Genomic DNA, 23,585 nt, shown 5'->3' with positions numbered 1-23,585 from the left:
TCTATCAAATTAAAGATGTTATCCCGAGTTAAGCCTGACTAATGCTGCTGGATCCTCTTCACCTGTCCGCTTTGTCTGCCATTCTGCGCCATGGCAGCTTTGATGCGGCTGCGGCAGAGCTGGCGGTGACGCCCTCGGCGATATCCCAGCGGATCAGGGCGCTTGAGGATCGGATTGGAGCCACCCTGATACATCGGGGCAGCCCTTGTACCGGGACGCCCGCCGGGCTGCGCATTGCCCGTTACGCGGAAGATGTCGGGCTGCTTGAGGCACAGCTGGTTCGAGAACTAACGCTGGAGCAGGAACCAAGGTCCGCCCGCGTCCGTATCGCCGTACCTGCAGACAGTCTGGCCACCTGGTTTGTTGATGCGATGGCGCAGGTGCCTGACATGCTGTTCGATCTGGTGATCGACGATCAGGATCACTCCGCAGACTGGCTGCGACGGGGCGAGGTAAGCGCCGCCGTCACCGTTGGTGGCCAGACAGTGACCGGGTGCGACGCGATCCCATTGGGCGTGTTGCGCTATCTGCCAACAGCCAGCCCGGAATTCATCAACACCTGGTTTCGGGACAAAGTGACCGAGGCAGAACTTGGCAAGGCACCCTGCCTGGTTTTCAACCAAAAGGACGGGCTACAAAGGGCATGGATTGTTCAGCACACTGGCAAACGCCTTTCACCCCCGTCTCATTTCCTGCCTTCTTCACACGGATTTGTGGACGCGGCGATTGCCGGGCTTGGGTGGGGCATGAACCCCGCAGCTCTGGTGCAGGAGGCTTTGAAACATGGGCTGTTGCGCCCCATCGTGCCCGATGCGCCGTTGGATGTCGCGCTGAGCTGGCAGGTTGGGCGTGTTCTTGCGCCCGCGCTCAAACCTCTGACCCAGGCTGTCAAACGTGCCTCAGAACGAATTTTGCTTCTGCCTCAAAGCAGCTAAACAAACACGACATTTTCGGAGGAACCGATGTTCTCACGTGACGCTCTTGGCTATGACCCGATTCCCCTGCCGGACCGGTGCGACATCAGCGATGCAGACATGCTGGGCGCGGCGCAGGCGTTTTACGAAAAGATGCGTCAGCGTCACACTGTCCGGGATTTCAGCCCCCGCCCCGTTGCCCGTGAGATAATCGAATCCAGCCTGCGCACCGCGGGCACCGCCCCGTCGGGCGCCAATCACCAACCCTGGCATTTTGCAGCCATCTCGGACCCTGCCCTTAAACACCGCATCCGGGAAGAAGCTGAAGAAGAAGAACGCCGGTTCTACGCAGGTGGCGCCGGGGATGAATGGATCAAGGCACTGGAGCCCATCGGCACCAACGCGGTCAAAGGACATCTGACAATCGCCCCTTGGCTGATCGTGGTTTTTGCCCAGCGCTGGGGGCAATTCGAGGATGGAACGCGGTACAAGAACTACTACGTCCCGGAGAGTGTAAACATTGCCACCGGCTTTCTGATTGCCGCGCTGCATCACGCGGGCCTCAGCACCCTGACCCACACCCCGAACCCGATGCGGTTTCTGAACGACGCGCTGGACCGGCCCGCGTCGGAAAAACCAACCATGATCATCGCGGTGGGGCATCCGTCAGAAGACGCGACTGTGCCTGCTGTGGCAAAACTCAAGAAACCCCTGGAAGAGATTTCATCCTTCTTCTGAGGCTTTCGCGACGCTCGCCAAAAACTCAATTCGAGGGCTGTTCCGCCTTTTTCCGTTCTGGTTGCATCATGCGGTAGCAGTTAATACAGGACACCAGACTGGCGACGACGATGAATGCGACGGCCATTGCGACCTCGTGCATATGGGCGACAGCGGCAAGGCCTGCAGACAACAACACCGCGGTTGAACGCGCGAACGCCTTGACCGCCGCCGATCCCCGCACCCGCTGCTCTTTGGGTGCCACATCCAGAAAATAGAGTTTACGCGCACTGCTGATCCCGGTCACCGCAACGGTGACAATGAACAGCGCAATTGCATGCAAGTGAACCTGATGGTCGATGCCCAAATAGTGGAACACCAAAAGGACACAGCCTGTTGCGGCGACCATCAATGTCCCGACCACCATGACAGCACGATGGGATTTCATGTTGATGGTTTGCCACAGAGGGCCCGAAACAAGATACCCCGAAGCGGAAGAAACGATCATCGCGGTCAATCCCTGTGTCGAGCTGTGATGCGCTTCGGCTGCGATGAGCGCGAAGAACGGAACAGACAGCGACACAGCAACCAAGGGCAGACGCATGATCATATACAGCCGGAACCACTGGTATTCGAACATGTCCAGAATACCCTTGATATTCGCCTTAATCGAAATGCCCCTTTCGGACTTCTGCGGCGTCGTCGGTGCACCCTCACGCACGGTTTCCGTCATCGCCAGCATGAACAGACCCGACAGAAGGAAGAATAAAACCGAAACGCCAATCATGACTGAATGGCGCGAAAAGGGTGGATTATCCTTGGTGATCTGATGCACCAGCAACGCAAGGCCAATGGCACATAGCCCCCCTGCACCAAGCTGTAGATATTGCATGATCATGCGCGAACGCGCCTGAACATGGTCCCCTAGCAGATCCGTAAGCATCAAGGTCTGCACTTCGCTGACAAGCCCGATCACAAGAAATACAGACAGGAAAACCACTGCGATCAATGGGACAGCCCCGGTCGCGGCCGCAGCTATTGCCAGAACCAGACAGGCGCCAATGACCGCTTCGGTCAACGCAATTGCATGTTTCTTCCGGCTTCTTGCTGCAACGAGTTGCGCCAGAAAGAAGTCGGCAATCAAGCAACCGACCATCCGCACCGACACCAGTGCCCCTGCTACAAACATCGGCAACTCGAAGGAAACGGCTAAAAACGGCAAAACAACCGACGGGCTGCCGAGCGTCCACGCGACCTGAGACAGGATACTCTGCCCAGCCAGAACGGGCACGTTGCGCTTGGCCTGATCGGAAGGTTTGAATGTCATTCGTACTGTGTCTTCATGTTTTCTGGATTTCCCGCACTTTCAGCCTAAGCGCATCGAATGTTTCAGCCAATAATTCAATAAAACCGTCAAAAAACAAAAAACCCGGCCGTTGCGACCGGGTTTCAATGAGTTGGTATGGGTCAGCTCAAAGCTGAGCCATGACCTCGTCGGTGGCTTCGAAGTTGGTCGTGACACGCTGAACGTCATCATCGTCTTCCAGTGCATCGACCAGTTTCATCAGCTTTTGCATGTCCTCAAGGCCCAGTTCCGTCGTTGTGGTCGGTTTCCAGACCAGCTTGGTGGATTCAGACTCGCCCAGCGCCCCTTCCAGAGCGTTTGAGACATCGTTCAGATCAGTATCCGCGCACCAGATGATGTGACCGTCTTCCGAGCTTTCGACGTCTTCGGCTCCGGCCTCAATGGCGGCCTCAAAAATCGTGTCGGCATCGCCAGCATCTGCCGGGTAAATGACCTCACCCTTGCGGTCAAACATGAACCCAACCGAGCCGGTCTCGCCCAGATTGCCACCGTTCTTCGAGAACGTGGAACGAACGGTCGATGCGGTCCGATTGCGGTTGTCGGTCATGGTTTCGACAATTACCGCAACACCATTGGGCCCATAGCCCTCATAGCGGATTTCTTCGTAGTCCTCGCCTTCACCCGCTTGCGATTTCTTGATCGCGCGGTCGATCACGTCCTTGGGGACCGAGTTCGACTTGGCTTCTTTCACCGCCAGACGCAGGCGCGGGTTCTTGTCTGGATCGGGATCGCCCATCTTGGCGGCCACGGTGATCTCTTTGGACAGTTTGGAAAATAGTTTGGACCGCGCGGCGTCCTGACGCCCCTTGCGGTGCTGGATGTTGGCCCATTTGGAGTGGCCTGCCATAGTGCGTCCTCGTCATCATGTTTGCGTGTTCGGCGCTCATATAGACGTTTGCGGGGGGCAGGATCAAGAGAGCGGCTTGCGACGACCTCACCGCCTTGTATGGTGACGGCATGACGACAGATCAGATCATACTTTTTGCCCTTTTCATCACCGTCTTCGGAATGCTGCTATGGGGTCGGTTTCGATACGACCTTGTGGCCTTTGCCGCGCTTATGATCGGCGTCGTTCTGGGTGTTGTGCCGGTGGGTGGCGCCTTTGCGGGCTTTGGCCACCCGGCGACAATTATCGTCGCGCTGGTGCTTGTGGTCTCTGCCGGTTTGGTCAGGTCGGGTGCGGTCTTTCTGATCACCCGCACTCTGGTTGATGCGTCACGGGGGCTGGGCGCGCATATCGCCCTGATGGGCGGGATCAGTGCGATTCTGTCGGCCTTCATGAACAATGTCGCGGCGCTTGCCCTGCTGATGCCCGTGGATATTCAGACCGCGCGCAAAGCGGGTCGGCCCCCGGGTCTGTCCCTGATGCCCCTGAGCTTTGCCACCATTCTGGGGGGCATGGTCACCCTGATCGGCACCCCGCCGAATATCATCATCGCCTCGATCCGGCAGGAAACACTGGGTGAGCCGTTTCACATGTTCGATTTCGCACCTGTTGGTGGAATTGCAGCGATTGCCGGTCTGGCATTTGTCGCGCTGATCGGATGGCGGCTGATCCCCAATCGCGGCGTGCAACAAGAAACATCCGAGGTGCTGGCCGAATACATTGCCGAACTGACGATTCCGCCGGGGTCTGCCCATATCGGCAAACGGGTCAGCGAACTTTATGAAACGGCCGAAAAATCCGACGTGGCTATCATCGGCCTGATCCGGGATGGGAAACGGCGATATGGTCGGTCAACCCATGCCACACTGAACGATGGCGACGCGTTGGTGCTGGAAGCACGCCCCGAAGCACTGGACGAATTCCGTTCTGCGCTGAAACTGGATTTCTCGGACACGCGACGGCAAGAGCTGCTGACTGCCGAGGGCGAAGGTCTGGAAGTAATCGAAGTGGTCGTTCCCGAAAGCGCGCGCATAAGCGGCCGTACTGCGCAGGGTATCGGGTTGGCCTGGCGCCAAAGTACCGTCCTGATGGGCATCTCGCGTCAGGGTCGTCAGATCACCGAACAGGTTCGCAAGACCGAGGTTCAACCGGGAGACATCCTGCTGCTGCTTTGCCCTCGTGATCGCAGCGCTGATGTGACCGATTGGCTGGGGTGTCTGCCACTGGCCGAACGCGGATTGAACGTGACGGCAAACGACAAGGCCTGGCTGGCCATCGGTCTGTTTGCCGCTGCCGTCTTTGCGGCCAGTGTTGGGTTGATTTACCTTCCAGTCGCATTGGGGCTTGTCGTCATTGCCTATGTGCTTACCAAAGTCATGCCAATCACGGAGATCTATAACCACATCGAATGGCCCGTTGTCGTGCTGCTGGGTTCGATGATCCCACTGGGCAGCGCTTTGGAAACATCCGGCGGCACCGAGCTGATTGCCAATGCGCTGATCCAGCTGACTAACGGTCTGCCTGCATGGGCGATCCTGACGGTACTGATGGTCGTGACGATGACCTTGTCGGATGTACTGAACAACACCGCCACCGCCATCGTCGCGGCACCGGTGGGCATCCAGATGGCCCAAACGCTCGGGGTGTCGCCCGACCCTTTCCTGATGACCGTTGCCGTTGCGGCTTCGGCTGCGTTCCTGACGCCTATCGGTCACAAGAACAACACGCTGGTTCTGGGCCCCGGCGGCTATCATTTTGGCGACTACTGGCGCATGGGCCTGCCGCTGGAGGCTCTGATCATCGCGGTTTCCGTCCCCGCCATCCTTGTCTTTTGGCCGCTGTGACGGGTAAAGGCTGATCATGAAACGCTTTTTGATCCTGCAACTGCGCCCGGAAACGGATGCCTCCGACGCAGAATATGCTTCGATCCTGAACCGCAGCGGGTTATCGCCCGAACGCACACACCGCATCCGTCTGGATTGCGAAGACCTGCCGGAAGGGCTGAAAGTCGCCGACTATGCGGGGGTTATTGTAGGCGGCGGACCGGGATGCGTCAGTGATGACCCCGCAACCAAATCCCCGCTGGATGCCCGGATCGAGGCTGCGATCATGGGGTTGATGCCGCAGATCATCGAACAGGATCACCCGTTCATGGGCTGCTGCTATGGCCTTGGTATTCTGGCCGTACATCTGGATGGCAACGTCAGTAAAGCCCGGTACAGCGAACCTGTGGGGCCGTCCAGGTGCCAACTGACCCCCGAAGGACAACAAGACCCGCTTACCGCAGAATTGGACGCCACCTTTGATGCTTTTGTTGGTCACAAAGAAGCGGTTCAAACCCTGCCCGAGGGCTGCGTTCACCTTGTTGCGTCCGACCCCTGCCCGTTCCAGATGATCCGCTGGGGCCAGAACGTCTATGCCACTCAGTTCCACCCGGAAGCCGATGCCAAAGACTTTGAACAACGCATCAACATCTACAAGAACCATGGCTACTTCCCGCCCGAAGACGCGCAGAAACTGATCGACCATTGCCATTCGGCAGAGGTTACGCAACCCGGTGAAATCCTGCGCCGTTTCGTCCAGCGATACGAGTGACCCAACGGCGCGGTTGCCTGCGCCTTGCCCCCTCGCATAGGCTGATCTGACGCAACTTTGGGAGGGGTTGTCCTTGGATTTGCTTTTGAATGTCGGCTTGCCGGTGTCGCTTGCCATTATCATGTTGTCTCTGGGCATCGGGCTGGAGGTGGCAGACTTCCGTCGTATCCTGAGCCGGCGACGCGCCTTTGCCATCGGGGCGGTAAGCCAGATTGTTCTCTTGCCAGTCGCAGCCTTTGTGACGGTCACAATCTTTGCATTGCCCCCCGAGATCGCGGTTGGTTTCATGCTGCTCAGTTTTTGCCCGGGCGGCGTAACCAGCAACATCCTCTCCAAGCTCGCCAAAGCCGATGTCGCGCTTTCAGTCAGCCTGACCGCGGTGATCAGCCTTTTGTCGATGGTGACCGTGCCAATACTGGCCGCGTGGTCGATCAGGCACTTCATGGGCGACGAAGCCCCCGAGGTTTCGATCACCGGGCTGGCTGTTGCATTGTTTCTGATAACAACGCTGCCTGTGGCAATCGGGGTCGGAATTCGCTACTTTGCAACGGAGTTTGCAAACCGCGTAGAGCCGGGATTGTCAACGCTCGCGACCGTTTTGTTCGTGCTGATCGTTGCCGCGGCACTGGCCGGGAACTGGCAATTGTTCGTCGACAATCTTGGCATCATGGGCGCAGGCTTGATTTCTTTGAATATCACCCTGCTGTTCATCGGGCTGGGGCTTGCGCGGATATCAAACCTGTCCTGGAATGAGTGCAAGACGATCTCGATCGAAACCGGTATTCAAAACTCCACGCTGGGCATTACACTGGCGGCGCTGATCACGAATACCGAAAGCGGGTTCAGCCCGCTGGCCCTGCCCTCGGCGGTTTATGGCATTACGATGTACGCCGTGGTTCTGCCGTTTCTTGTCTGGTTCCGCAGGCGCTGAAAGGACCGTTATGACAAACAACACTGCTGATGCGATCGTAATCGGTGCTGGTCTGGCCGGATTGGCCGCCGCAGCCGAACTGGGCGACCGAGGCAAAAAGGTAATCATACTCGATCAGGAACCCGAAACCTTTCTGGGCGGTCAGGCGTTCTGGAGCCTTGGTGGACTGTTCATGGTCGACACCCCCGAACAGCGCCGCATGGGTATACGCGACAGCCACGATCTGGCGTTGCGCGACTGGATGGGCAGCGCACAGTTTGACCGTGACGAAGACGCATGGCCCCGCAAATGGGCCGAAGCCTATATCGAGTTTGCGGCTGGCGAGATGCGTCAGTGGCTGCACGAAATGGGCCTGCGCTGGTTTCCGGTCGTTGGCTGGGCCGAACGTGGCGGGTCTTATGCGACGGGGCACGGCAACTCGGTCCCGCGCTTTCACATCACATGGGGCACCGGCCCCGGCGTTCTTGAACACTTTATCCGACGTGTCCGCGACCATGTCAGCGCCGGATTGATCCAGATGAAGTTCCGCCACCAGGTCAGCCATATCATCATGCAGAACGGAACCGCCAAAGGTGTTTCCGGAGAAATTCTGGCCGATGACACCTCCCAGCGCGGTGGCAAAACCAACCGCGATGAGGTTGGCGAGTTCGAAGTTTATGCCCCGTCGATCATCGTCACCTCCGGCGGTATTGGCGGCAATTTTGACATGGTGCGTCAAAATTGGCCCCGGGACCGTTTGGGTGAGCCTCCCAAAGACATGGTTGCAGGGGTACCCTTTCACGTTGATGGCCGCATGATCGCAATCAGCGAAAAAGCGGGGGGCCATGTCATCAATGGTGATCGGATGTGGCATTACACCGAAGGCGTCCGCAACTGGGACCCGATCTGGCCCGCCCACGGCATTCGCATCCTGCCCGGCCCAAGTTCAATGTGGTTTGACGCCAGGGGCAACCGCCTGGCACCTCCCTGTCTGCCGGGGTTCGACACATTGGGGACACTGCGTGAGATCCTGAAAACCGGATATGAATACAGCTGGTTCGTTCTGACCCAGAAGGTGATCAAAAAGGAATTTGCGCTGTCCGGGTCGGAACAAAACCCCGACTTCACTTCGGGCAGCTGGAAAGAGGTTATCCGCCAGCGCATTCTGTCAGGTTCCAGCGCAACTGCTCCGGTCGAGGCGTTCAAGGAAAAGGGTGAGGACTTTGTTGTTGCCAACACGCTGACCGAACTGGTCAACGGCATGAACCATCTGGGCGACACTCCGATAGATGAGGCTCAACTGCGTGCCCAGATCGAAGCCCGGGATTCGCAGGTCGACAACCCCTTTTCGAAAGATGCGCAGATGATGGCAATCCTTGCCGCGCGCAATTACCGCGGAGATAAACTGATCCGCACAGCCAAACCGCATAAGTTTCTGGATCCGGCCAACGGCCCGCTGATTGCCGTCAAGCTGCATATTCTGACACGCAAATCTCTGGGTGGGTTGCAGACCAATCTGGACAGTCAGATGATTGGATCAGACGGCAATGTCGTACCGGGCCTGTTCGCTGCTGGCGAAGTCGCCGGATTCGGCGGTGGCGGCTATCACGGCTACAACGCGCTGGAAGGCACATTCCTGGGCGGCTGCATCTTTTCCGGTCGCAATGCCGGGCGTTCAAGGGCCGTCGCCTGACGCACTTTCCCTGTTACTTGCGCATCAGTTTGATCACCGGCTGTCCCTGCGCATCCAGCAGAGCCAGAGCGTTGCCCTGCATCGCGAATGTCGTGACGTTCTGCAAGGCTTGCAGGAATTGCCGCTCAACCGCGTCCAGCGGGGGCGGGCACGCCATGAGTGTTGCCGCCATGTTGTCTGGAAACGCAATGCGATTACCGGAAATCTCGGCCTGACCGCTGAACCGGTTGCAGCCGCTGCTTCCTGAAAAAACCCCATCCTGACCAAAGACAAGCTCGGGGCGTTTCTCGGCTTCGACAGGCGCACCATTCAGGCCCGAGGCGGCCCATTGGGTGTTGTCCAGCGTTGCCGCCCCCTGCCCCTGGACCTGAACCAACAGAAGATCAGCGGCATTTTCTGCCCCATTCGTCAGAACGGGGTAAACGGTATCTGTGGTGAACAGCAGGTTTTGCCCCTGCATCACAGATGCCCGAACGCTATAGCGATGAGCATCCATGATCAGTGCATCGTCATAGGTCAATTTGAACTGTGCGGGCACCCCGCTCAGCGCATACCGTTGCGCGGCAAGCGTGACAGCGGGAGCATCGGCCAGCGAGATATCCTGAAGCTCGACATAAAGGGTTGCGTCCGGTGGCAGTGCAATGCGCTCTCGGTATGTGGCGGTCCCTTCAACTGCACCGGCAATGGCGACACCGCTTAACGCTGCCCAAGTTGCTGCACCCGCCCATATTGCGCGACCCAAATGCTGCATCGGTCAAATCCTTTTGCAAACCCTCTTCGCAAAAGATCGTGTGCCCTTGGGTCTTTGCAAGATGTGCCTTGCCAAAGTGGCGATTCTGCGCCGAAATCACAAAGGCCAGATCAATGGAATAAGAAGGGATGCCAACAATCCGACCGTCAGGTTAAGCGGAACACCCACCTTCATGAAATCGGTGAACCTGTAGCCGCCAGGGCCGTAGACCATCATGTTGGTCTGGTATCCGATCGGTGTTGCAAAGGACGCCGAAGCCGCCACCATAACGGCAACCACCAACGGGCGCGGGTCCATTCCGACGGCCTGGGCCAGCCCGATAGCTATAGGCGTGACCACAACCGCGACCGCATTGTTGGAGACCAGTTCGGTCAGCACCGAGGTCAGCAGGTAGATCGCCCAGATGATCAGGAAGGGCGGCAGAGCGCTTAGTCCCGGCGCCACGGCCTCGACAATCAGTGAAACCGCGCCAGAGCTGTCCAGTGACGCACCGATGGCGAGCATAGCGAAGATCAGCGCCAACAGGCGACCTTCGACAAAGGAGAACGCCTCGTCCGCGTCGATGCAGCGGGTCAGAAGAACCACGGCTACGGCCACAATCGACAACAGCAGGATCGGCGCGACACCCAGCGCTGCAAGGACGACGATCCCGACCAGCGCGCCAATTGCAATTGGCGCATGGCTGCGACGGAAGGCGCGTGCAGAAGGCTGGCTGACATCCACCATATCCATGTCCGCCGCAAGGCGCTGGATATCTGCCGGGGCGCCCTCCAACAATAATGTATCCCCGACCCGCACCACCAGGTCATCCAACTGGCGACCGATATTCTGATTACGGCGGTGAACGGCCAGCACATAGACACCGTACCGGCGCCGCAACCGCAGCATTCCCAATGTCCGCCCCACCATCCGGCATCCGGGTGTGATCAGCACCTCGACCGTCTTGGTCTCCACAGCGGAAACCTGATCCACGCGCTTGAGCTCTTTGTTGGTCTGAAGGCTAAGAAGTTCCGTCATCTCGGTCCGCAGGACCACGCGGTCACCGACCTGCAATTCAACGCCCTTCAGATTGCGCCGCAGCGATTCATCGCCCCGGACCACGTCGATCAGTCGCACGCCAGGGCGTTTGAACAACTGAACGCCGGTCACTTCACGCCCGATCAGGTTGCTGTCGGGTGGAATGACCGCTTCTGTGAAAAACTTCATCCTGGAGCGATCGCTAAGCAGCGAGGCCATGCTGTCCCGCTCGGGCAGCAATCTGGGGGCGATGAAACGCAGATAGATCATGCCGTAGATCACCAGTGCAATCCCCAGCGGCGTGACCTCGAATATCGAAAAGGCTTTCATCCCCTGCGCGCGGGCCACACCATCCACCAGCAGGTTGGTGGATGTTCCGATCAGTGTCAGTGTCCCGCCAAGAATGGCGGCATAACTGAGTGGAATTAGCAGCTTTGACGCGGGCACATTCAGCGTGCGGGCGATCTGAACAAAAACCGGGATCATGACCACAACAACGGGTGTGTTCGACACAAAAGCCGACGCCAGCACGACAAACCCCATCAGCAAACCGATGGCAATGCGCGGGTTGACCTGCGCCTGCCTTTGCGCGGTCGACGTAAAGGCGTCCAAGGCCCCGGTCCGCACCAAGGCCCCCATGATGATGAACATCGCCGCAATCGTCCAGGGCGCGGGATTGGACAAGACCGCCAGCGCGCTTTGATAGGGCAATATCCCTGTGACCAGCATCAGTGAGACACCTCCGATGGCCACAACCTCGGTCGGGTAAACCTCGCGCAGGAACATGACGAACATGCTCGCAACAATCAGCAGCGCCAGAATTGCGCTGCCCGTCTCTGTCAGTGGAAGGAAATTCATTCGTGGTATTCTGTCCGAACCCTGGCCCAAGCGCCTGATGACATGCAGTTTCACGCATTGCGCGTGGCAGAGCAAGCCCGACGTTCGTTAATCAGGCCCGGCTTGTTCCAAACGCCCACCAACGCGCACCATGCGAACAGATTTGGCCTGACCGTCGCGATCATCCGTTTCGACGAACACTCCGCTCAGCGTGGCCTCGCCATTAGCAGGGGTAAACCGGGTCTTGGGCATCCCGGTTATGAACCGGCGCATCGGTTCCTGCTTGTCCATACCAATGACCGAGTCATAGTCGCCGCACATGCCCGCATCCGTCAGATAGCCTGTGCCGCCCGGCAGAATCTGCGAATCCGCTGTCGGTACATGGGTATGTGTGCCCACCACAAGGCTGGCGCGCTTGTCGCAATAGTGACCCATGGCCATCTTCTCGGACGTCGCCTCACAATGCATATCGACAATGATGGCTTGTGCCTGCCCGCCCCTGGGGTGCGATTTCAGGATGGGCTCTATGGCCGAGAACGGGTCGTCGAATGGCCGTTTCATAAAGACCTGCCCCAATACCTGCACCACCAGAACCTTGCGCCCTCCGGGTGCGTTGAACAGCCGGTGCCCCCGCCCCGGCGCGCCCTTGGCATAGTTCACCGGGCGCACGATGCGCTGTTCTTTCTCGATATATTGCAGCATGTCTTTCTGGTCGAACGCATGGTCGCCCAATGTCAGGCAATCTGCACCGGCATCCAGCAGCAGCTTGGCGTGATCGCCGCTCAACCCCATGCCGTTCGACGCGTTTTCGCCATTGACCACAACGAAATCCAGCCGCCATTCGTCGCGCAGGCGCGGCAAATGTTGCTGAACGGCCGCGCGCCCCGCGCGCCCCATGACATCACCAAGAAACAAAATCCTCATGATCCGGGTCGTAGGGGCTGTGCTGGGCAATAACAAGGCGGAACCGTGAAATTTAAGTTGAGCCCGAACTTGAAATTGCTTGCAGGCGTGGCAAAGTCTTAGCCATGCGCTTATATCAAAAGGATATGTTGTGAAGTTATTGGCAATATTGACATTCGGCCTTGTGGTCGCTTCGGGCGTTATGGCGCAAGGCACAAAGACATCCATGCCCAATCCCGCGGCAACCTTTTGCGTCGAGAATGATGGAGTTTACCAACTTCGGAAGAACGAAGACGGAAGCGTCTTTGGTGTCTGCATCCTGAAGGACGGCACGGAAGTGGATGCCTGGGACTATCTACGCGGCCACTTTCAGCAATGAGGCTTAGAACGTCAGCACCCGGCTTTCCGTGATAACTATGTCCAACGGCTGATCGGTTGGCTCCAGCGGCAGATCCTGCGCCTCTTGCGCGTCAAAAGCGAAACCGATTGCCAGTGTCGCGCGCTTGCCTCGCAATCCTTCCAGCGTGCGATCATAAAATCCACCGCCATATCCCAGACGCCCGCCGTTGGCATCAAAAGCCACCAGCGGCACGATCAGGATCTCGGGGTCGAAATAATCATCGACCTCGGGCACTCTGGCACCGAATGGGCCGTCTTTCAGCGGTCCTTCCGGCGTCCAGCGCGAAAATTTCAGCGGTTTTCCAGCGGCTTGGATCACTGGAACACCAACAGGCCCATAAGCCGAAGCTTCAGCCATGGCGGATACCGGGTCGATCTCGGTCCGGATCGGCATGTAGCCTGACAAGGGCACACCGCGATAACCCGCCAGAACCTCGGACAAACGTCCGGCTGCACCGGGAACACGCGTGTCGAACGCGACCTTGCGGCGCGCAAATGCCGCTTTGCGTGCAGCTGCTTTGATTTCAGTCAGATCGGTCACAATAGCACCACACTGGCAAGCCCAAGAAAGATGAAGAACCCCATGACATCGGTTGTGGTTGTCACAAAGGTTCCTGACGCCAGAGCCGGGTCAATTCCCAGACGATCCAGCACCACCGGTACTACCGTACCTGCAAAGCCCGCGATGATCATGTTCACGACCAAGGCTGACCCAATCACGACACCCAGCCAAGGTGAACCGAACCACAGCATCCCCACGGTCCCCAGTACAATGGCAAAACAGAGCCCGTTCAACATGCCCACCAGCAGTTCCCGCCTGATAACGCGCATCACGTTTGAATTGGTCAGGTCGCGCGTCGCCAGTGCGCGCACTGCAACGGTCAGCGACTGAGTACCCGCATTGCCCCCCATGGATGCAACAATCGGCATCAGGATGGCCAGCGCGACAAGCTGGTCAATTGCCGCCGCAAATTGCGAGATTACCAACGAAGCACATATCGCTGTGCACAGGTTTACCGCCAGCCACGGCAACCGTCGCCGACTGGTCGCCGCGACACTGTCGGACAGAGAGCTTTCGTCGCTCACACCGGCAAGGCGCAGGATGTCTTCTTCGTGCTCTTCATCCAGAACGACCATCGCGTCATCGATGGTGATCACACCAACCAGGCGCCCATCGGCATCCACCACGGGGGCCGAGATCAGGTGATACTGGTTGAAGGCGTAAGCCACGTCCTCCTCGTCCTGATCAACGGGGATGATGTGAAACTCCTCTTCCGCCAGATCGCGCAACGGCACCTCACGACGGGACGCCATCAGCTTGCCCAATGTCACCTGCGCTGTTGGTTTCAGGCGCGGATCGACCAGAACAACATGATAGAACTGCTCGGGCAGATCGTCATTGGCACGCATGAAGTCGATGGCCTGACCGACGGTCCAATGCTCGGGCGCCATGACGACCTCGCGCTGCATCAAACGACCAGCCGAATTCTCGGGGTAAGCAAGCGCCTGTTGCGCCGCTAGCCGCTCGGAATCTTCGAGCGCGCCCAAAATGGCTTCCTGCTGCGGTTCCTCAAGATCTTCCAGAAGGTCAACGACGTCGTCGCTTTCCATCTCGCGCACGGCTTCCGCCAGAACCTCGGGGGTCAGGACGGCGATGATTTCCTCGCGGACCGCTTCGTCCAGTTCAGACAGGATGTCACCGTCAAATTCCTTGTCATAAAGCCGGATCAGCCGCGCCCGGTCATAAGGATTGATCTGCTCCAGAAGGTCAGCGATATCAGCCGCGTGCAGTGGCTCCATCAGCTCAATCAGCTTGTCGCGATCATCCACATCGACGGCGTATAGGATCGCCGCCACTGTCCGGCGATCCAGTGCATACGCGTCTTCGTCGTGGGGCAGATCGTGTTCGGCTTGATCACTGCCTGTCGTCATGCGCTGCCCCCTTCTTTCGGCGATTGGCCCCTAAATAGAAGAAGCAGCTACCAGAAAACAATGACAATGCGCCGATTTACCCACTTCTTTCGTCTGCCTATGCTACAGCGCGGTCCCAAACAGGTGGAGAACAGGGCAAATGGCGCAAAAGACGCTTTTGAAAGGGCGCGTTCTGAGTTTCACAGGCTCACCCTTTGACGGAGAGCCAACCGAAGCGACCCGACTGGACGAAGCCGTCGTGATTGACAAAGGACGCGTTGCTGATGTCGGCGCGTCTGATGCGCTGATGCGGCGTCACCCTGATGCCGTCATCAAGGACCATGGCAATCACCTGATCATTGCAGGTTTCGTTGACCCGCATGTGCACTACCCACAGACGGCCATGATTGCCAGTTGGGGTAAGCGGTTGATCGACTGGCTGAACACCTACACCTTCCCGGAAGAGATGAAGTTTGGTGATCCTGAATACGCCTCTGAAATCGCCAACCGTTATCTGGATCTGACTGCCGCCCATGGCACCACGACGATGTGCAGTTTTTGCACCATCCACCCCGAAAGCGTGGATGCCTTTTTCACTGCCGCGCTGCAACGGGGACAGCGCGTGGTCGCGGGCAAGACCTGCATGGATCGCAATGCGCCTGAAGGTCTGCGTGACACAGCCCAGACCGCCTATGACCAATCTGCCGCGCTGCTTGAGAAATGGCACCGTGTCGACCGCCTGTCCTATGCCATCACGCCCCGGTTTTCACCGACGTCCACCCCTGAACAGCTTGAGGCCATGGGCGCGCTTTGGGCGGAGCATCCCCATTGCCTGATGCAAACACACCTGAGCGAGCAGACAGACGAAATCGAGTGGGTCCGCTCCCTGTTTCCCGATGCGCGGGACTATCTGGACACTTACGAAAAGTTCGGGCTGCTGGGGCAGAACGGACTTTATGGGCATGTCATCCATCTGGAAGACCGGGAACGCGATCGTCTGCGCGAGGTTGATGCGTCGCTGATCCACTGCCCCACCTCGAACACCTTCATAGGGTCGGGTCTGTTCGACATGAACGGCTTGATCCACGATGGCCACCGGATCGGTTTGGCAACGGATACCGGTGGCGGATCAAGTTTTTCAATGCTTCGCACCATGGCTGCCGCATATGAAATCGGTCAGTTGCGTGGGCGCCCCCTGCATCCGGCGCAATTGCTGTGGCTGGGTACAGTCGGGTCGGCGCGCAGCCTGCGGATGGATGATTGCATCGGCAACATTGCTCCGGGAATGGAGGCGGATCTGGTCGTGATTGATCTCGCCTCGACCCCGGCCATCGCCCAGCGCGAAGCTTGTGCAAACGATGTTTGGGAGGCAATCTTCCCGACCATCATGATGGGTGATGATCGGGCTGTGGCCGAGGTCTGGATTGGTGGGCGGCAGGCCGCCTAGGCCTGCAACCCCTTGGCAAGACTGTTTTGACGCTCAATCACGCGGGGCAGGTCAATCGTCGTGATATGCCCATCCCGCACGATCTGGCGGCCTTCGACAAACAGGTGCTTTACCTGCATCGGACCGGCCAGAAGCAGAGCTGCCGGGTCCCAGCTGCCTGCGCATTCGATACTGCGCATATCCCAGACAGCGACATCCGCGCGTTTTCCCGGCATAAGCCGCCCGCAGTCGGGACGCCCCAGCACATCGGCCCCGCCACGTGTCGCAATCTCCAACGCTTCACGGGCCGACATCGCATCTGCCCCATTGACCACCCGCTGCAACAGCAGCGCCTGCCTAGCCTCAAGCATCAGATTACCGTTGTCATTACTGGCCGACCCATCAGCGCCGAGACCTACCTTTACCCCCGCATCGCGCATCGCCCGCACCGGCGCGATGCCTGATCCCAGACGGCAGTTCGAACATGGGCAATGAGCGACACCAGTTTTCGTACGCGAAAACAGATCAATCTCGGCCCCGTCCAACTTGACACAATGGGCGTGCCACACATCCGGGCCAGTCCAACCCAGATCTTCGGCGTATTGACCGGGCCGACAACCGAACTGAGCCTGTGAATAGGCGATATCTTCATCGTTTTCAGCCAGATGTGTATGCAACATCACGCCTTTGTCCCGTGCCAGAAGGGCTGCATCTCGCATCAGGTCCCGGCTGACGGAAAACGGTGAACACGGGGCCAGACCTACGCGGCACATCGATCCTTCTGACGGATCGTGAAACGCATCCACGACACGGATCATGTCGTCCAGTATGGCTGCTTCTTCTTCAACCAGACTGTCCGGTGGCAGGCCGCCATCACTTTCACCGATGCTCATCGCGCCGCGTGTTGGGTGAAACCGCATCCCCAACTCGGATGCGGCAGCAATCGTATCCTCCAGCCGCGAACCATTGGGATAGAGGTACAGGTGATCAGAACTGAGCGTACAGCCTGACAGTGCCAGCTCTGCCAAACCGATCTGGGCCGAGGTGAACATCTCGTCTGGTCCGAACTTCGCCCAAATCGGATAGAGTGTCTGAAGCCACCCGAACAGCAATGCATCCTGCCCGCCCGGCACCGCGCGGGTCAATGTTTGGTAAAGATGGTGATGGGTGTTCACCAGCCCGGGTGTCACCAGACAGCCCGAAACATCGTGAACCTCGCCTTGTGCCTGCAATCCGTGCCCGATCCCCGCGATCTGGCCGTCGCGGATCAAAATGTCAGCCCCGGGGAGTTCCTGCCGGGACTCGTCCATCGTCAGGATCAGATCAGCGTTTTTAAGTAGGATTTCTGTCATGTCGCGCTCCTGCATCTGCCCGTCTCTTGCAAGGAGTGCGAAGGTCGGCGGAAAACGGGCTCAAGAACCGACTGTGTATTATGTACCCGCCATCGGGATCTGCGACAACAGGTTTCAGAACCGACGCAGGATCTGAAGCGCCTCTGCATGTATCTCTGCGTTGGCTGCGGCCAATGCACGACCGCCCTCATGCGCCGGGCCGCCTTGCCAGTCGGTCACAATTCCACCTGCCGCCTGAATAACCGCAATAGGGGCCTGAATGTCATACGAGTTCAGCCCTGCTTCGATCACCAGATCCGCCTGCCCAGCGGCTAACAAGGCATAAGCGTAGCAGTCCATTCCATACCGGGTCAGTTGCACCTGTTCTGATACGGCCTGAAACCCGGCCCGGTCATCCGGGGTGCCGACTTCAGGAAAAGTGGTGAACAGCGTCGCCTGCGCTAGAGATTTCGTCCCCCGTGTTTGCAGCTTACTGGTCCCCAGCGGCCCTGTAAGCTGCGCACCAGCTGTCGATCCGACAAAGCGTTCGCCAATGTAGGGCTGATCAATCACCCCCATGATCGGCCCATCTGCTGTGCTGAGCGCGATCAGAACGCCCCAGGTTGGTGTACCACTGATAAACCCGCGCGTCCCGTCGATGGGGTCCAAGACCCAGGTTCGGCCGCTGCTGCCTTTGTGCGCACCGTATTCTTCACCCAACACGCCATCTTCGGGGCGCAACCGGGACAGAACCTCTCGCATGGCTTTTTCGGCGGCCCGGTCCGCCACGGTGACGGGGTCAAACCCTTCGGTCAGCTTGTTCGCAGTTTCCAGATTGGTCTGACGAAAAAAAGGAAGAATGGCCGCGCGTGCCGCTTCGGCCATTTCTTCTGCAATTTCAATGTCGCTTAAACTCGCCGGATGCATGGGACTCTGGTGCGGGCATTACCTGGCAAAGTCAAGCCGGTCTGATCAGGCGACGTCGCTGAGGACACGTGCAAGTTCAAACAGGCGGCGGCGCTGGTTTTCCGGAATTGCGTAGTAAGAGCGAACAAGATCCAAGGCTTCTTTATCGCCCATCAGATCAGCTGGAACAGATTTCTTTTCCGAGCTGCTTTTCTGGGCTTCTTCCAATCCTTCGAAGAAGAAGCTGACCGGAACGTCCAATGCCTCGGCAATGTCCCACAGGCGCGACGCGCTGATTCGGTTGGCTCCGGTCTCATATTTCTGGATCTGCTGGAACTTGATACCAACTTGCTGCGCCAACTGTTGCTGGGTCATCCCAATCAGCCAGCGGCGATGCCGAACGCGCTTGCCCACATGAACATCGACGTGATGAGTCATTGGTATTCTCCTCTACTACACACATTTGTACGGGATCGTGCGACGTCCGATATCGCAATACCAAGAGGGCTCCCCTTAAACGCCCCCTGATCCGGACTGTGCCGTCCCCCGTTTACCAGCACTGATAGTCTATATTGCCCGTTTTAAATTTTTTTTCAAGCTGGTTGAATCGATCCCCCCTCACAAGGGCTGTGGTTGTATGCGTCAAATGCCCTGCCCGCTTTTCGCGTGGCCCGGTTGGACATGCGACAGATTTGCAGTCGTTTCGGGGCGCCGCGCATAAGGAATTGACATCTTGCACAGCCCACGTGCCTATGCCCCAAACACGTGAGGAGCCAAATGAAGGCCTATTGTATTCGATCTGACGGGGCAGTTGCCCAGCTGTGCGATGTACCGAAACCCGAACCGGGTGAAGGTCAGGTGCGGGTTGCGATCAAAGCCTGCGGTTTGAATTTCGCTGATCTGTTGATGCAGAAAGGCACGTATCAGGATACACCGCCTGCACCGTTTACTTTGGGTATGGAAATCGCCGGTGTCGTGGATGCCATAGGTCCAGATGTGTCCACCCTGAAACTAGGCGACCGGATTGCCGTCTATTCCGGTCAGGGAGGGCTCGCAGAATTTGGCGTATTCGATGCCGATCGCGCGATCCCGTTGCCGGGCACGACCCGTTTCGAAGACGCCGCTGCGATCCAGATTGCCTATGGCACCAGCCACATGGCGCTTGACCACCGCGCCCGACTGCAACCCGGCGAGACGCTTCTGGTTACCGGCGCAGCGGGCGGTGTCGGGCTGACCGCAGTTGAAATCGGCAAGCTCATGGGCGCCACCGTCATCGCACAGGCCCGTGGCCTCGAAAAGCTGGCCGTTGCACGCGCCGCAGGGGCCGACTACCTGATTGATGCCTCAGAGGATCTGAGGGATCGGGTCAGATCGCTTGGCGGCGCGGATGTCGTTTATGACGCAATCGGCGGCGATGTGTTCAAGGCGGCCTTTCGCGCCACCAACCCTGAAGGCCGCCTGCTGCCCATCGGATTTGCCGGGGGAGATGTTCCGCAAATCCCCGCCAATCATCTGCTGGTCAAGAACCTGACCGTGATCGGCTTTTACATTGGCGGGTATTTGAAGTTCCGGCCGGAAGCCGTGCGCGAAAGCTTTGGCACCCTTTTCCGCTGGCACGCCGAGGGCCGTATCAATCCGCACATTAGCCACGTCTTGCCTCTTGATGAGGTCGCGCAGGGCCTGCGGTTGCTGAAAGAGCGGAAATCGACGGGCAAAATCGTGATCACCCCCTGACCGCAATCAACCCACCACGGCACGCAGTTGCGTTCCCGCAAGCAGGCGGAAGTTCTGACGCACCAACTGCGCCAGTGCTTCGACAACCGCGTCTCGACCCGGCTCGCCACCATACAGGTTGATCATATGCGCAGGCAGGTCCGGTAGCGCACCGCCGCCTTCGATCTGCTCAAGATGTGCGGCTTCGGTACCTTCCAGTGCCGCATACACTGCCAGATCAGCACTGACCGTGGCCTCGATTGTGCGGTCGTTTTCAGTTTCCACCGACAACTCCCAGGGAATACCGGCTGCATCCAGCGCGGATATCACCTGTGGTCGAAACAAGCAGCGACGTCCAAGTGCCAAAGGCAGCGGACGCTTGCGCCAGGCCGATCCACCCGGCGCACCTATCCAGCGCAAGGGCAGCTCTGCAATGGTTTCCGCACCGTCCACCGACGACGGTTCCGTGGTCAGGATCACGTCACATTCGCCGCGTTTGTACATGTCTTTCAACTGCAAGGAATAAGACGAGACCAACTGAACTCGGACCCGTGGGAAATCCGCGTTGAACCGTTGCAGGACCCGTGGGATGGCCGGGTAAACTATGTCGTGAGGAACCCCCAACACCACCTCACCTTCATAGGCCTGATCGGTCAGTTTCGAGATGACCTCATCATTCAATGCGATCATGCGGCGCGCATAAGCCAGCAATTGTTCACCGGACGCGGTCAGGGCAATCGTTCTACCACTGCGGTCCAGCAACTGCAGGCCAAGCAACTCCTCCAGCCGTTTCAACTGCATCGAGACCGCAGATTGCGTCAGATGCAGGAACCCGGCAGCGCGCGTCACCCCACCCTGATCCGCCACAGCAACAAATGAGCGCAGGGTTGTAATGTCCAGATTCCGCACCTTCACGATTCCTTATGCGTTTCATCAAAAATATTCGTTTTCAATATATGTCATACTCCCCCATATCAATCAAGGAAATTGATAAAGGCGAGAGAAACCATCGCAAACACACGAAAGGACAATAAGCATGACCCAAATTGCCATTCATCGCCCTTGCAAGCCCCAAAAGCAATCGCTCGGCACTATCATCAGGCGTGCTGTTTCCCTGAAGCGTCAACGCCACCAGCTGGCGCGACTTGATAATCGCGCCCTTCAGGACATCGGAATCTCCAGATCAGAGGCCGATGCCGAAGCCAGACGCTTCGTCTGGGACGCGCCGGAATTCTGGCAGAAATGATGCAAATACAAATCTTTAGTTCATGAGTGGCGGTCACTTGTTACGGATCGCCACTTTTGTTGCGTAAATTAGTTGGTTTTCCGCGGTAAATACTTGAAACACAGCCCTGAGTTGCCGATATTTGCCTAGAACGCTTCCCGCACAGCCGGGGGCTGCATAATTATGTAAAGGGAGACCCTTTGATGGCACAATTCGACACGATCCGGACGGCGGCCGGCGCGCGCGCTGCCGAGATTGATGAGGGCCTGCGCGCCCATATGAACAAAGTCTATGGCACTATGTCCGTAGGCATGCTGATCACATTCGCAGCAGCCTGGGCCATCGCGGGCCTGGCAACCACAAGCGATCCGTCAGCCGCGGCGGCACAGTTGAATGCCGATACCTATCTGACATCGCTGGGCTACAGCATTTACGCATCGCCCCTGCGCTGGGTCATCATGTTTGCACCCCTGCTGTTTGTCTTCGGCTTCAGTGCCGGGATCAACCGTATGTCGGCGGCCGCCGCACAGCTGGTGTTCTACGTTTTTGCAGCGGTGATGGGCGTTTCGATCAGCTGGATCTTCCTTGTTTTCACCGGTGAGTCGGTCATTCAGGTCTTCCTGATCACCGCAATCGCGTTCGCGGGCCTTTCCCTGTATGGTTACACAACCAAGAAAGACTTGTCCGCCATGGGCACTTTCCTGATGATGGGCCTGATCGGCCTGATCGTCGCGATGGTTGTGAACATCTTTCTGGCGTCTTCGGCCGTTGCCTTTGCAATCTCGGCCATTGGCGTTCTGATCTTCGCGGGCCTGACCGCCTATGACACCCAGAATATCAAGAACACATACCTGCAAATGGCCCATGGTGGCGATCAGGAATGGCTGGGCAAGGCCGCTATCATGGGTGCATTGAACCTGTATCTGGATTTCATCAACCTGTTCATGTTCCTGCTGCAATTCTTGGGTAACCGCGAGTAATTGCAAACCAATGTAAGGGATAAAGGCCGGTCGTCAGACCGGCCTTTTTTCGTTTAGAACCAACTGATGATCGCGCTTGCCCGATGCACAAATCCTTCCAGACAAAGCTTTGGCGTCCGCGCGTACCCAGACAAGAAAAAGCCCCCACCAGATCGGCGGGGGCTTGATACATCAGAAGGTATGAGATTTAGCTGCAGTTCAACGGCACCGCAAAGCCCGAACTACGCTCGGACGTGCCTTTGCGGAACACATCACCAGCAGGCAGGCACCCGGTAAAACGCTCGGCCTCTTGCGCAAAACCAACACCGATCGAGTTATCGACCTTTACGCTGTTCGTCGGCGTGCGAAGGACACCAAACAAGGTTCCGTTGACACTGACGGTGCTCAGGAACAGGTTCGTATCGCTGCCCTGTAGCTGGACCGCATTGTCCGGCGTCCGCCCGCCATTATCGATAGCAACGGCTGCCACCTTGGAGGGGTCCACTTCATCAGCCAATAGAGTAACGGTCTGAAGTTCTGCCAGCTCAGCCGGGACATTCGTTTCAGGCGGCAGAAATGCGACGGCTCCGGGAACGTCGGAAATCGTGCGGGGTTCGCCATCGATTCCGGTAAACCCGACACCTTCACGGTTGAACGGGTCTTCACAAGCCGCCAAAGTCAGAACGGCTATTGTGGATAACAAGATTTTTTTCATGGCGGTCAACATTTTGTGGCGGTTTGCTCAAGCGTACTTGCAGGTCGGCACAAAAAGCAAGCCACAGCCAATGCGATTGCATCGGTGGCTGATGCGCTCCTGCAACGGCCCCAGATGGGCATGTTGACGTAATTGGCGACCAAGCACCGGAATTCAGCACAAAAAAAGGCTCTGCCAAGCAGAGCCTTTTTGGAAAGTCCAAATGGAACGGAAAGATTACTTGATCTTGCCTTCCTTGTACTCGACATGCTTCCGAACGACCGGATCGTATTTACGAATGGTCATTTTCTCGGTCATGGTGCGTGCGTTCTTTTTGGTCACGTAGAAGTGGCCCGTGCCCGCGGTCGAGTTCAGACGGATCTTGATTGTCGTCGGCTTCGCCATGGTTATCTCCTGCGTCCGGAAAGGCAG

At 57.9% G+C, this 23,585-nt stretch carries 24 protein-coding genes; 11 read left to right on the top strand and 13 right to left on the bottom strand.

Annotated elements, in window-relative coordinates:
• The first annotated feature begins 41 nt into the window (after nucleotides 1–41).
• Together ACR0AP_RS07115 and ACR0AP_RS07110 are read left to right on the top strand one after the other, a co-directional pair.
• Entirely contained in the window at nucleotides 42–935 is an 894-nt protein-coding gene (locus ACR0AP_RS07115) for a LysR family transcriptional regulator ArgP (protein ID WP_480506213.1), read from the top strand.
• 27 nt (nucleotides 936–962) lie between these two features.
• Nucleotides 963–1,652, top strand: a complete 690-nt coding sequence (locus ACR0AP_RS07110; RefSeq protein WP_480506212.1) for a nitroreductase family protein — start codon at nucleotides 963–965, stop codon at nucleotides 1,650–1,652.
• Between the two features lie 25 nt (nucleotides 1,653–1,677).
• Here ACR0AP_RS07110 and ACR0AP_RS07105 read toward each other — a convergent pair whose 3' ends face one another.
• Complete coding sequence (locus tag ACR0AP_RS07105) at nucleotides 1,678–2,958, bottom strand: MFS transporter (RefSeq protein WP_480506211.1); 1,281 nt, start codon at nucleotides 2,956–2,958, stop codon at nucleotides 1,678–1,680.
• A 145-nt stretch (nucleotides 2,959–3,103) separates the two neighbouring features.
• Nucleotides 3,104–3,844 carry a YebC/PmpR family DNA-binding transcriptional regulator gene (locus ACR0AP_RS07100; RefSeq protein WP_209504600.1) on the bottom strand — a complete coding sequence of 247 codons (741 nt, stop codon included), beginning with the start codon at nucleotides 3,842–3,844 and terminating at the stop codon, nucleotides 3,104–3,106.
• Between the two features lie 110 nt (nucleotides 3,845–3,954).
• Here ACR0AP_RS07100 and ACR0AP_RS07095 point away from each other — a divergent pair, with 110 nt between their 5' ends.
• From ACR0AP_RS07095 to ACR0AP_RS07080, 4 genes are all read left to right on the top strand, one after another.
• A complete protein-coding gene (locus ACR0AP_RS07095) occupies nucleotides 3,955–5,727 on the top strand; it encodes an SLC13 family permease (protein ID WP_480481978.1) in 1,773 nt (590 codons plus the stop codon).
• A gap of 16 nt (nucleotides 5,728–5,743) precedes the next feature.
• A complete protein-coding gene (locus tag ACR0AP_RS07090) occupies nucleotides 5,744–6,478 on the top strand; it encodes a glutamine amidotransferase (RefSeq protein WP_480481980.1) in 735 nt (244 codons plus the stop codon).
• A 73-nt stretch (nucleotides 6,479–6,551) separates the two neighbouring features.
• Nucleotides 6,552–7,409, top strand: a complete 858-nt coding sequence (locus ACR0AP_RS07085; protein ID WP_480481982.1) for a bile acid:sodium symporter family protein — start codon at nucleotides 6,552–6,554, stop codon at nucleotides 7,407–7,409.
• Between the two features lie 10 nt (nucleotides 7,410–7,419).
• Nucleotides 7,420–9,081: an FAD-binding dehydrogenase gene (locus ACR0AP_RS07080; protein ID WP_480486379.1), complete on the top strand. Its 1,662-nt coding sequence runs from the start codon at nucleotides 7,420–7,422 to the stop codon at nucleotides 9,079–9,081.
• Between the two features lie 13 nt (nucleotides 9,082–9,094).
• Here ACR0AP_RS07080 and ACR0AP_RS07075 read toward each other — a convergent pair whose 3' ends face one another.
• The 3 genes from ACR0AP_RS07075 to ACR0AP_RS07065 form a co-directional block, all read right to left on the bottom strand.
• Nucleotides 9,095–9,832, bottom strand: coding sequence for a YbaY family lipoprotein (locus ACR0AP_RS07075; protein ID WP_480506210.1), 738 nt, complete (start codon nucleotides 9,830–9,832; stop codon nucleotides 9,095–9,097).
• Nucleotides 9,833–9,928: 96 nt separating this feature from the next.
• Nucleotides 9,929–11,707 (bottom strand): SLC13 family permease, encoded by a 1,779-nt coding sequence (locus ACR0AP_RS07070; RefSeq protein ID WP_480506209.1) that lies wholly within the window; start codon nucleotides 11,705–11,707, stop codon nucleotides 9,929–9,931.
• An 87-nt stretch (nucleotides 11,708–11,794) separates the two neighbouring features.
• Nucleotides 11,795–12,610 carry a TIGR00282 family metallophosphoesterase gene (locus tag ACR0AP_RS07065; protein ID WP_209504607.1) on the bottom strand — a complete coding sequence of 272 codons (816 nt, stop codon included), beginning with the start codon at nucleotides 12,608–12,610 and terminating at the stop codon, nucleotides 11,795–11,797.
• 130 nt (nucleotides 12,611–12,740) lie between these two features.
• Here ACR0AP_RS07065 and ACR0AP_RS07060 point away from each other — a divergent pair, with 130 nt between their 5' ends.
• Nucleotides 12,741–12,968 carry a putative hemolysin gene (locus ACR0AP_RS07060; protein ID WP_267365364.1) on the top strand — a complete coding sequence of 76 codons (228 nt, stop codon included), beginning with the start codon at nucleotides 12,741–12,743 and terminating at the stop codon, nucleotides 12,966–12,968.
• Between the two features lie 3 nt (nucleotides 12,969–12,971).
• Here ACR0AP_RS07060 and ACR0AP_RS07055 read toward each other — a convergent pair whose 3' ends face one another.
• Both ACR0AP_RS07055 and mgtE read right to left on the bottom strand, forming a co-directional pair.
• Nucleotides 12,972–13,529: a 5-formyltetrahydrofolate cyclo-ligase gene (locus ACR0AP_RS07055; RefSeq protein ID WP_480481990.1), complete on the bottom strand. Its 558-nt coding sequence runs from the start codon at nucleotides 13,527–13,529 to the stop codon at nucleotides 12,972–12,974.
• Nucleotides 13,526–14,920 (bottom strand): magnesium transporter, encoded by a 1,395-nt coding sequence (gene mgtE / locus ACR0AP_RS07050; protein WP_267365362.1) that lies wholly within the window; start codon nucleotides 14,918–14,920, stop codon nucleotides 13,526–13,528. The genes ACR0AP_RS07055 and mgtE overlap by 4 nt, the downstream gene beginning before the upstream one ends.
• A 139-nt stretch (nucleotides 14,921–15,059) precedes the next feature.
• On the opposite strand from mgtE, the gene guaD reads away from it, so the two are divergent.
• Nucleotides 15,060–16,346, top strand: a complete 1,287-nt coding sequence (gene guaD, locus ACR0AP_RS07045; RefSeq protein WP_480481992.1) for a guanine deaminase — start codon at nucleotides 15,060–15,062, stop codon at nucleotides 16,344–16,346.
• Here the strand turns inward: guaD and ACR0AP_RS07040 are convergent.
• From ACR0AP_RS07040 to ACR0AP_RS07030, 3 genes are all read right to left on the bottom strand, one after another.
• Nucleotides 16,343–17,677: an 8-oxoguanine deaminase gene (locus ACR0AP_RS07040; RefSeq protein ID WP_480506208.1), complete on the bottom strand. Its 1,335-nt coding sequence runs from the start codon at nucleotides 17,675–17,677 to the stop codon at nucleotides 16,343–16,345. The genes guaD and ACR0AP_RS07040 overlap by 4 nt on opposite strands.
• Before the next feature lie 114 nt (nucleotides 17,678–17,791).
• Nucleotides 17,792–18,583 carry a histidinol-phosphatase gene (hisN, locus tag ACR0AP_RS07035; protein WP_267365356.1) on the bottom strand — a complete coding sequence of 264 codons (792 nt, stop codon included), beginning with the start codon at nucleotides 18,581–18,583 and terminating at the stop codon, nucleotides 17,792–17,794.
• A gap of 45 nt (nucleotides 18,584–18,628) precedes the next feature.
• A complete protein-coding gene (locus tag ACR0AP_RS07030; RefSeq protein WP_209504614.1) occupies nucleotides 18,629–19,000 on the bottom strand; it encodes a helix-turn-helix domain-containing protein in 372 nt (123 codons plus the stop codon).
• A 339-nt stretch (nucleotides 19,001–19,339) separates the two neighbouring features.
• On the opposite strand from ACR0AP_RS07030, the gene ACR0AP_RS07025 reads away from it, so the two are divergent.
• On the top strand, nucleotides 19,340–20,296 hold the full coding sequence (locus tag ACR0AP_RS07025) for an NADPH:quinone oxidoreductase family protein (protein WP_480506207.1): 957 nt from the start codon (nucleotides 19,340–19,342) through the stop codon (nucleotides 20,294–20,296).
• Nucleotides 20,297–20,302: 6 nt separating this feature from the next.
• Here ACR0AP_RS07025 and ACR0AP_RS07020 read toward each other — a convergent pair whose 3' ends face one another.
• The gene (locus ACR0AP_RS07020; RefSeq protein WP_480506206.1) at nucleotides 20,303–21,184 is read right to left on the bottom strand and encodes a LysR family transcriptional regulator; all 882 of its coding nucleotides are present in this window, start codon (nucleotides 21,182–21,184) and stop codon (nucleotides 20,303–20,305) included.
• 127 nt (nucleotides 21,185–21,311) lie between these two features.
• Here ACR0AP_RS07020 and ACR0AP_RS07015 point away from each other — a divergent pair, with 127 nt between their 5' ends.
• Both ACR0AP_RS07015 and ACR0AP_RS07010 read left to right on the top strand, forming a co-directional pair.
• Nucleotides 21,312–21,521: a DUF1127 domain-containing protein gene (locus tag ACR0AP_RS07015; RefSeq protein WP_480506205.1), complete on the top strand. Its 210-nt coding sequence runs from the start codon at nucleotides 21,312–21,314 to the stop codon at nucleotides 21,519–21,521.
• A 182-nt stretch (nucleotides 21,522–21,703) separates the two neighbouring features.
• A complete protein-coding gene (locus ACR0AP_RS07010) occupies nucleotides 21,704–22,480 on the top strand; it encodes a Bax inhibitor-1/YccA family protein (RefSeq protein ID WP_480506204.1) in 777 nt (258 codons plus the stop codon).
• 187 nt (nucleotides 22,481–22,667) lie between these two features.
• On the opposite strand, the gene ACR0AP_RS07005 is transcribed toward ACR0AP_RS07010, so the two are convergent.
• Both ACR0AP_RS07005 and rpmG read right to left on the bottom strand, forming a co-directional pair.
• Entirely contained in the window at nucleotides 22,668–23,174 is a 507-nt protein-coding gene (locus ACR0AP_RS07005) for a hypothetical protein (protein ID WP_209504619.1), read from the bottom strand.
• Nucleotides 23,175–23,390: 216 nt separating this feature from the next.
• Nucleotides 23,391–23,558, bottom strand: a complete 168-nt coding sequence (gene rpmG, locus ACR0AP_RS07000; RefSeq protein WP_037309480.1) for a 50S ribosomal protein L33 — start codon at nucleotides 23,556–23,558, stop codon at nucleotides 23,391–23,393.
• Nucleotides 23,559–23,585 lie beyond the last annotated feature (27 nt).

It is taken from the genome of Ruegeria sp. AF7, from assembly GCF_056541885.1.
The sequence above is the reverse complement of the archived record's forward strand: the minus strand, read 5'-3'. Positions and strand labels throughout refer to the sequence as shown.

What these genes read in the sequence shown, in the direction of transcription:
- ACR0AP_RS07115 (WP_480506213.1), top strand. Translation starts at nt 42, where the DNA reads ATGCTGCTGGATCCTCTTCACCTGTCCGCTTTGTCTGCCATTCTGCGC.
- ACR0AP_RS07110 (WP_480506212.1), top strand. Translation starts at nt 963, where the DNA reads ATGTTCTCACGTGACGCTCTTGGCTATGACCCGATTCCCCTGCCGGAC.
- ACR0AP_RS07105 (WP_480506211.1), bottom strand. Translation starts at nt 2,958, where the DNA reads ATGACATTCAAACCTTCCGATCAGGCCAAGCGCAACGTGCCCGTTCTG.
- ACR0AP_RS07100 (WP_209504600.1), bottom strand. Translation starts at nt 3,844, where the DNA reads ATGGCAGGCCACTCCAAATGGGCCAACATCCAGCACCGCAAGGGGCGT.
- ACR0AP_RS07095 (WP_480481978.1), top strand. Translation starts at nt 3,955, where the DNA reads ATGACGACAGATCAGATCATACTTTTTGCCCTTTTCATCACCGTCTTC.
- ACR0AP_RS07090 (WP_480481980.1), top strand. Translation starts at nt 5,744, where the DNA reads ATGAAACGCTTTTTGATCCTGCAACTGCGCCCGGAAACGGATGCCTCC.
- ACR0AP_RS07080 (WP_480486379.1), top strand. Translation starts at nt 7,420, where the DNA reads ATGACAAACAACACTGCTGATGCGATCGTAATCGGTGCTGGTCTGGCC.
- ACR0AP_RS07075 (WP_480506210.1), bottom strand. Translation starts at nt 9,832, where the DNA reads ATGCAGCATTTGGGTCGCGCAATATGGGCGGGTGCAGCAACTTGGGCA.
- ACR0AP_RS07070 (WP_480506209.1), bottom strand. Translation starts at nt 11,707, where the DNA reads ATGAATTTCCTTCCACTGACAGAGACGGGCAGCGCAATTCTGGCGCTG.
- ACR0AP_RS07065 (WP_209504607.1), bottom strand. Translation starts at nt 12,610, where the DNA reads ATGAGGATTTTGTTTCTTGGTGATGTCATGGGGCGCGCGGGGCGCGCG.
- mgtE (WP_267365362.1), bottom strand. Translation starts at nt 14,920, where the DNA reads ATGACGACAGGCAGTGATCAAGCCGAACACGATCTGCCCCACGACGAA.
- guaD (WP_480481992.1), top strand. Translation starts at nt 15,060, where the DNA reads ATGGCGCAAAAGACGCTTTTGAAAGGGCGCGTTCTGAGTTTCACAGGC.
- ACR0AP_RS07040 (WP_480506208.1), bottom strand. Translation starts at nt 17,677, where the DNA reads ATGACAGAAATCCTACTTAAAAACGCTGATCTGATCCTGACGATGGAC.
- hisN (WP_267365356.1), bottom strand. Translation starts at nt 18,583, where the DNA reads ATGCATCCGGCGAGTTTAAGCGACATTGAAATTGCAGAAGAAATGGCC.
- ACR0AP_RS07030 (WP_209504614.1), bottom strand. Translation starts at nt 19,000, where the DNA reads ATGACTCATCACGTCGATGTTCATGTGGGCAAGCGCGTTCGGCATCGC.
- ACR0AP_RS07025 (WP_480506207.1), top strand. Translation starts at nt 19,340, where the DNA reads ATGAAGGCCTATTGTATTCGATCTGACGGGGCAGTTGCCCAGCTGTGC.
- ACR0AP_RS07015 (WP_480506205.1), top strand. Translation starts at nt 21,312, where the DNA reads ATGACCCAAATTGCCATTCATCGCCCTTGCAAGCCCCAAAAGCAATCG.
- ACR0AP_RS07010 (WP_480506204.1), top strand. Translation starts at nt 21,704, where the DNA reads ATGGCACAATTCGACACGATCCGGACGGCGGCCGGCGCGCGCGCTGCC.
- ACR0AP_RS07005 (WP_209504619.1), bottom strand. Translation starts at nt 23,174, where the DNA reads ATGAAAAAAATCTTGTTATCCACAATAGCCGTTCTGACTTTGGCGGCT.
- rpmG (WP_037309480.1), bottom strand. Translation starts at nt 23,558, where the DNA reads ATGGCGAAGCCGACGACAATCAAGATCCGTCTGAACTCGACCGCGGGC.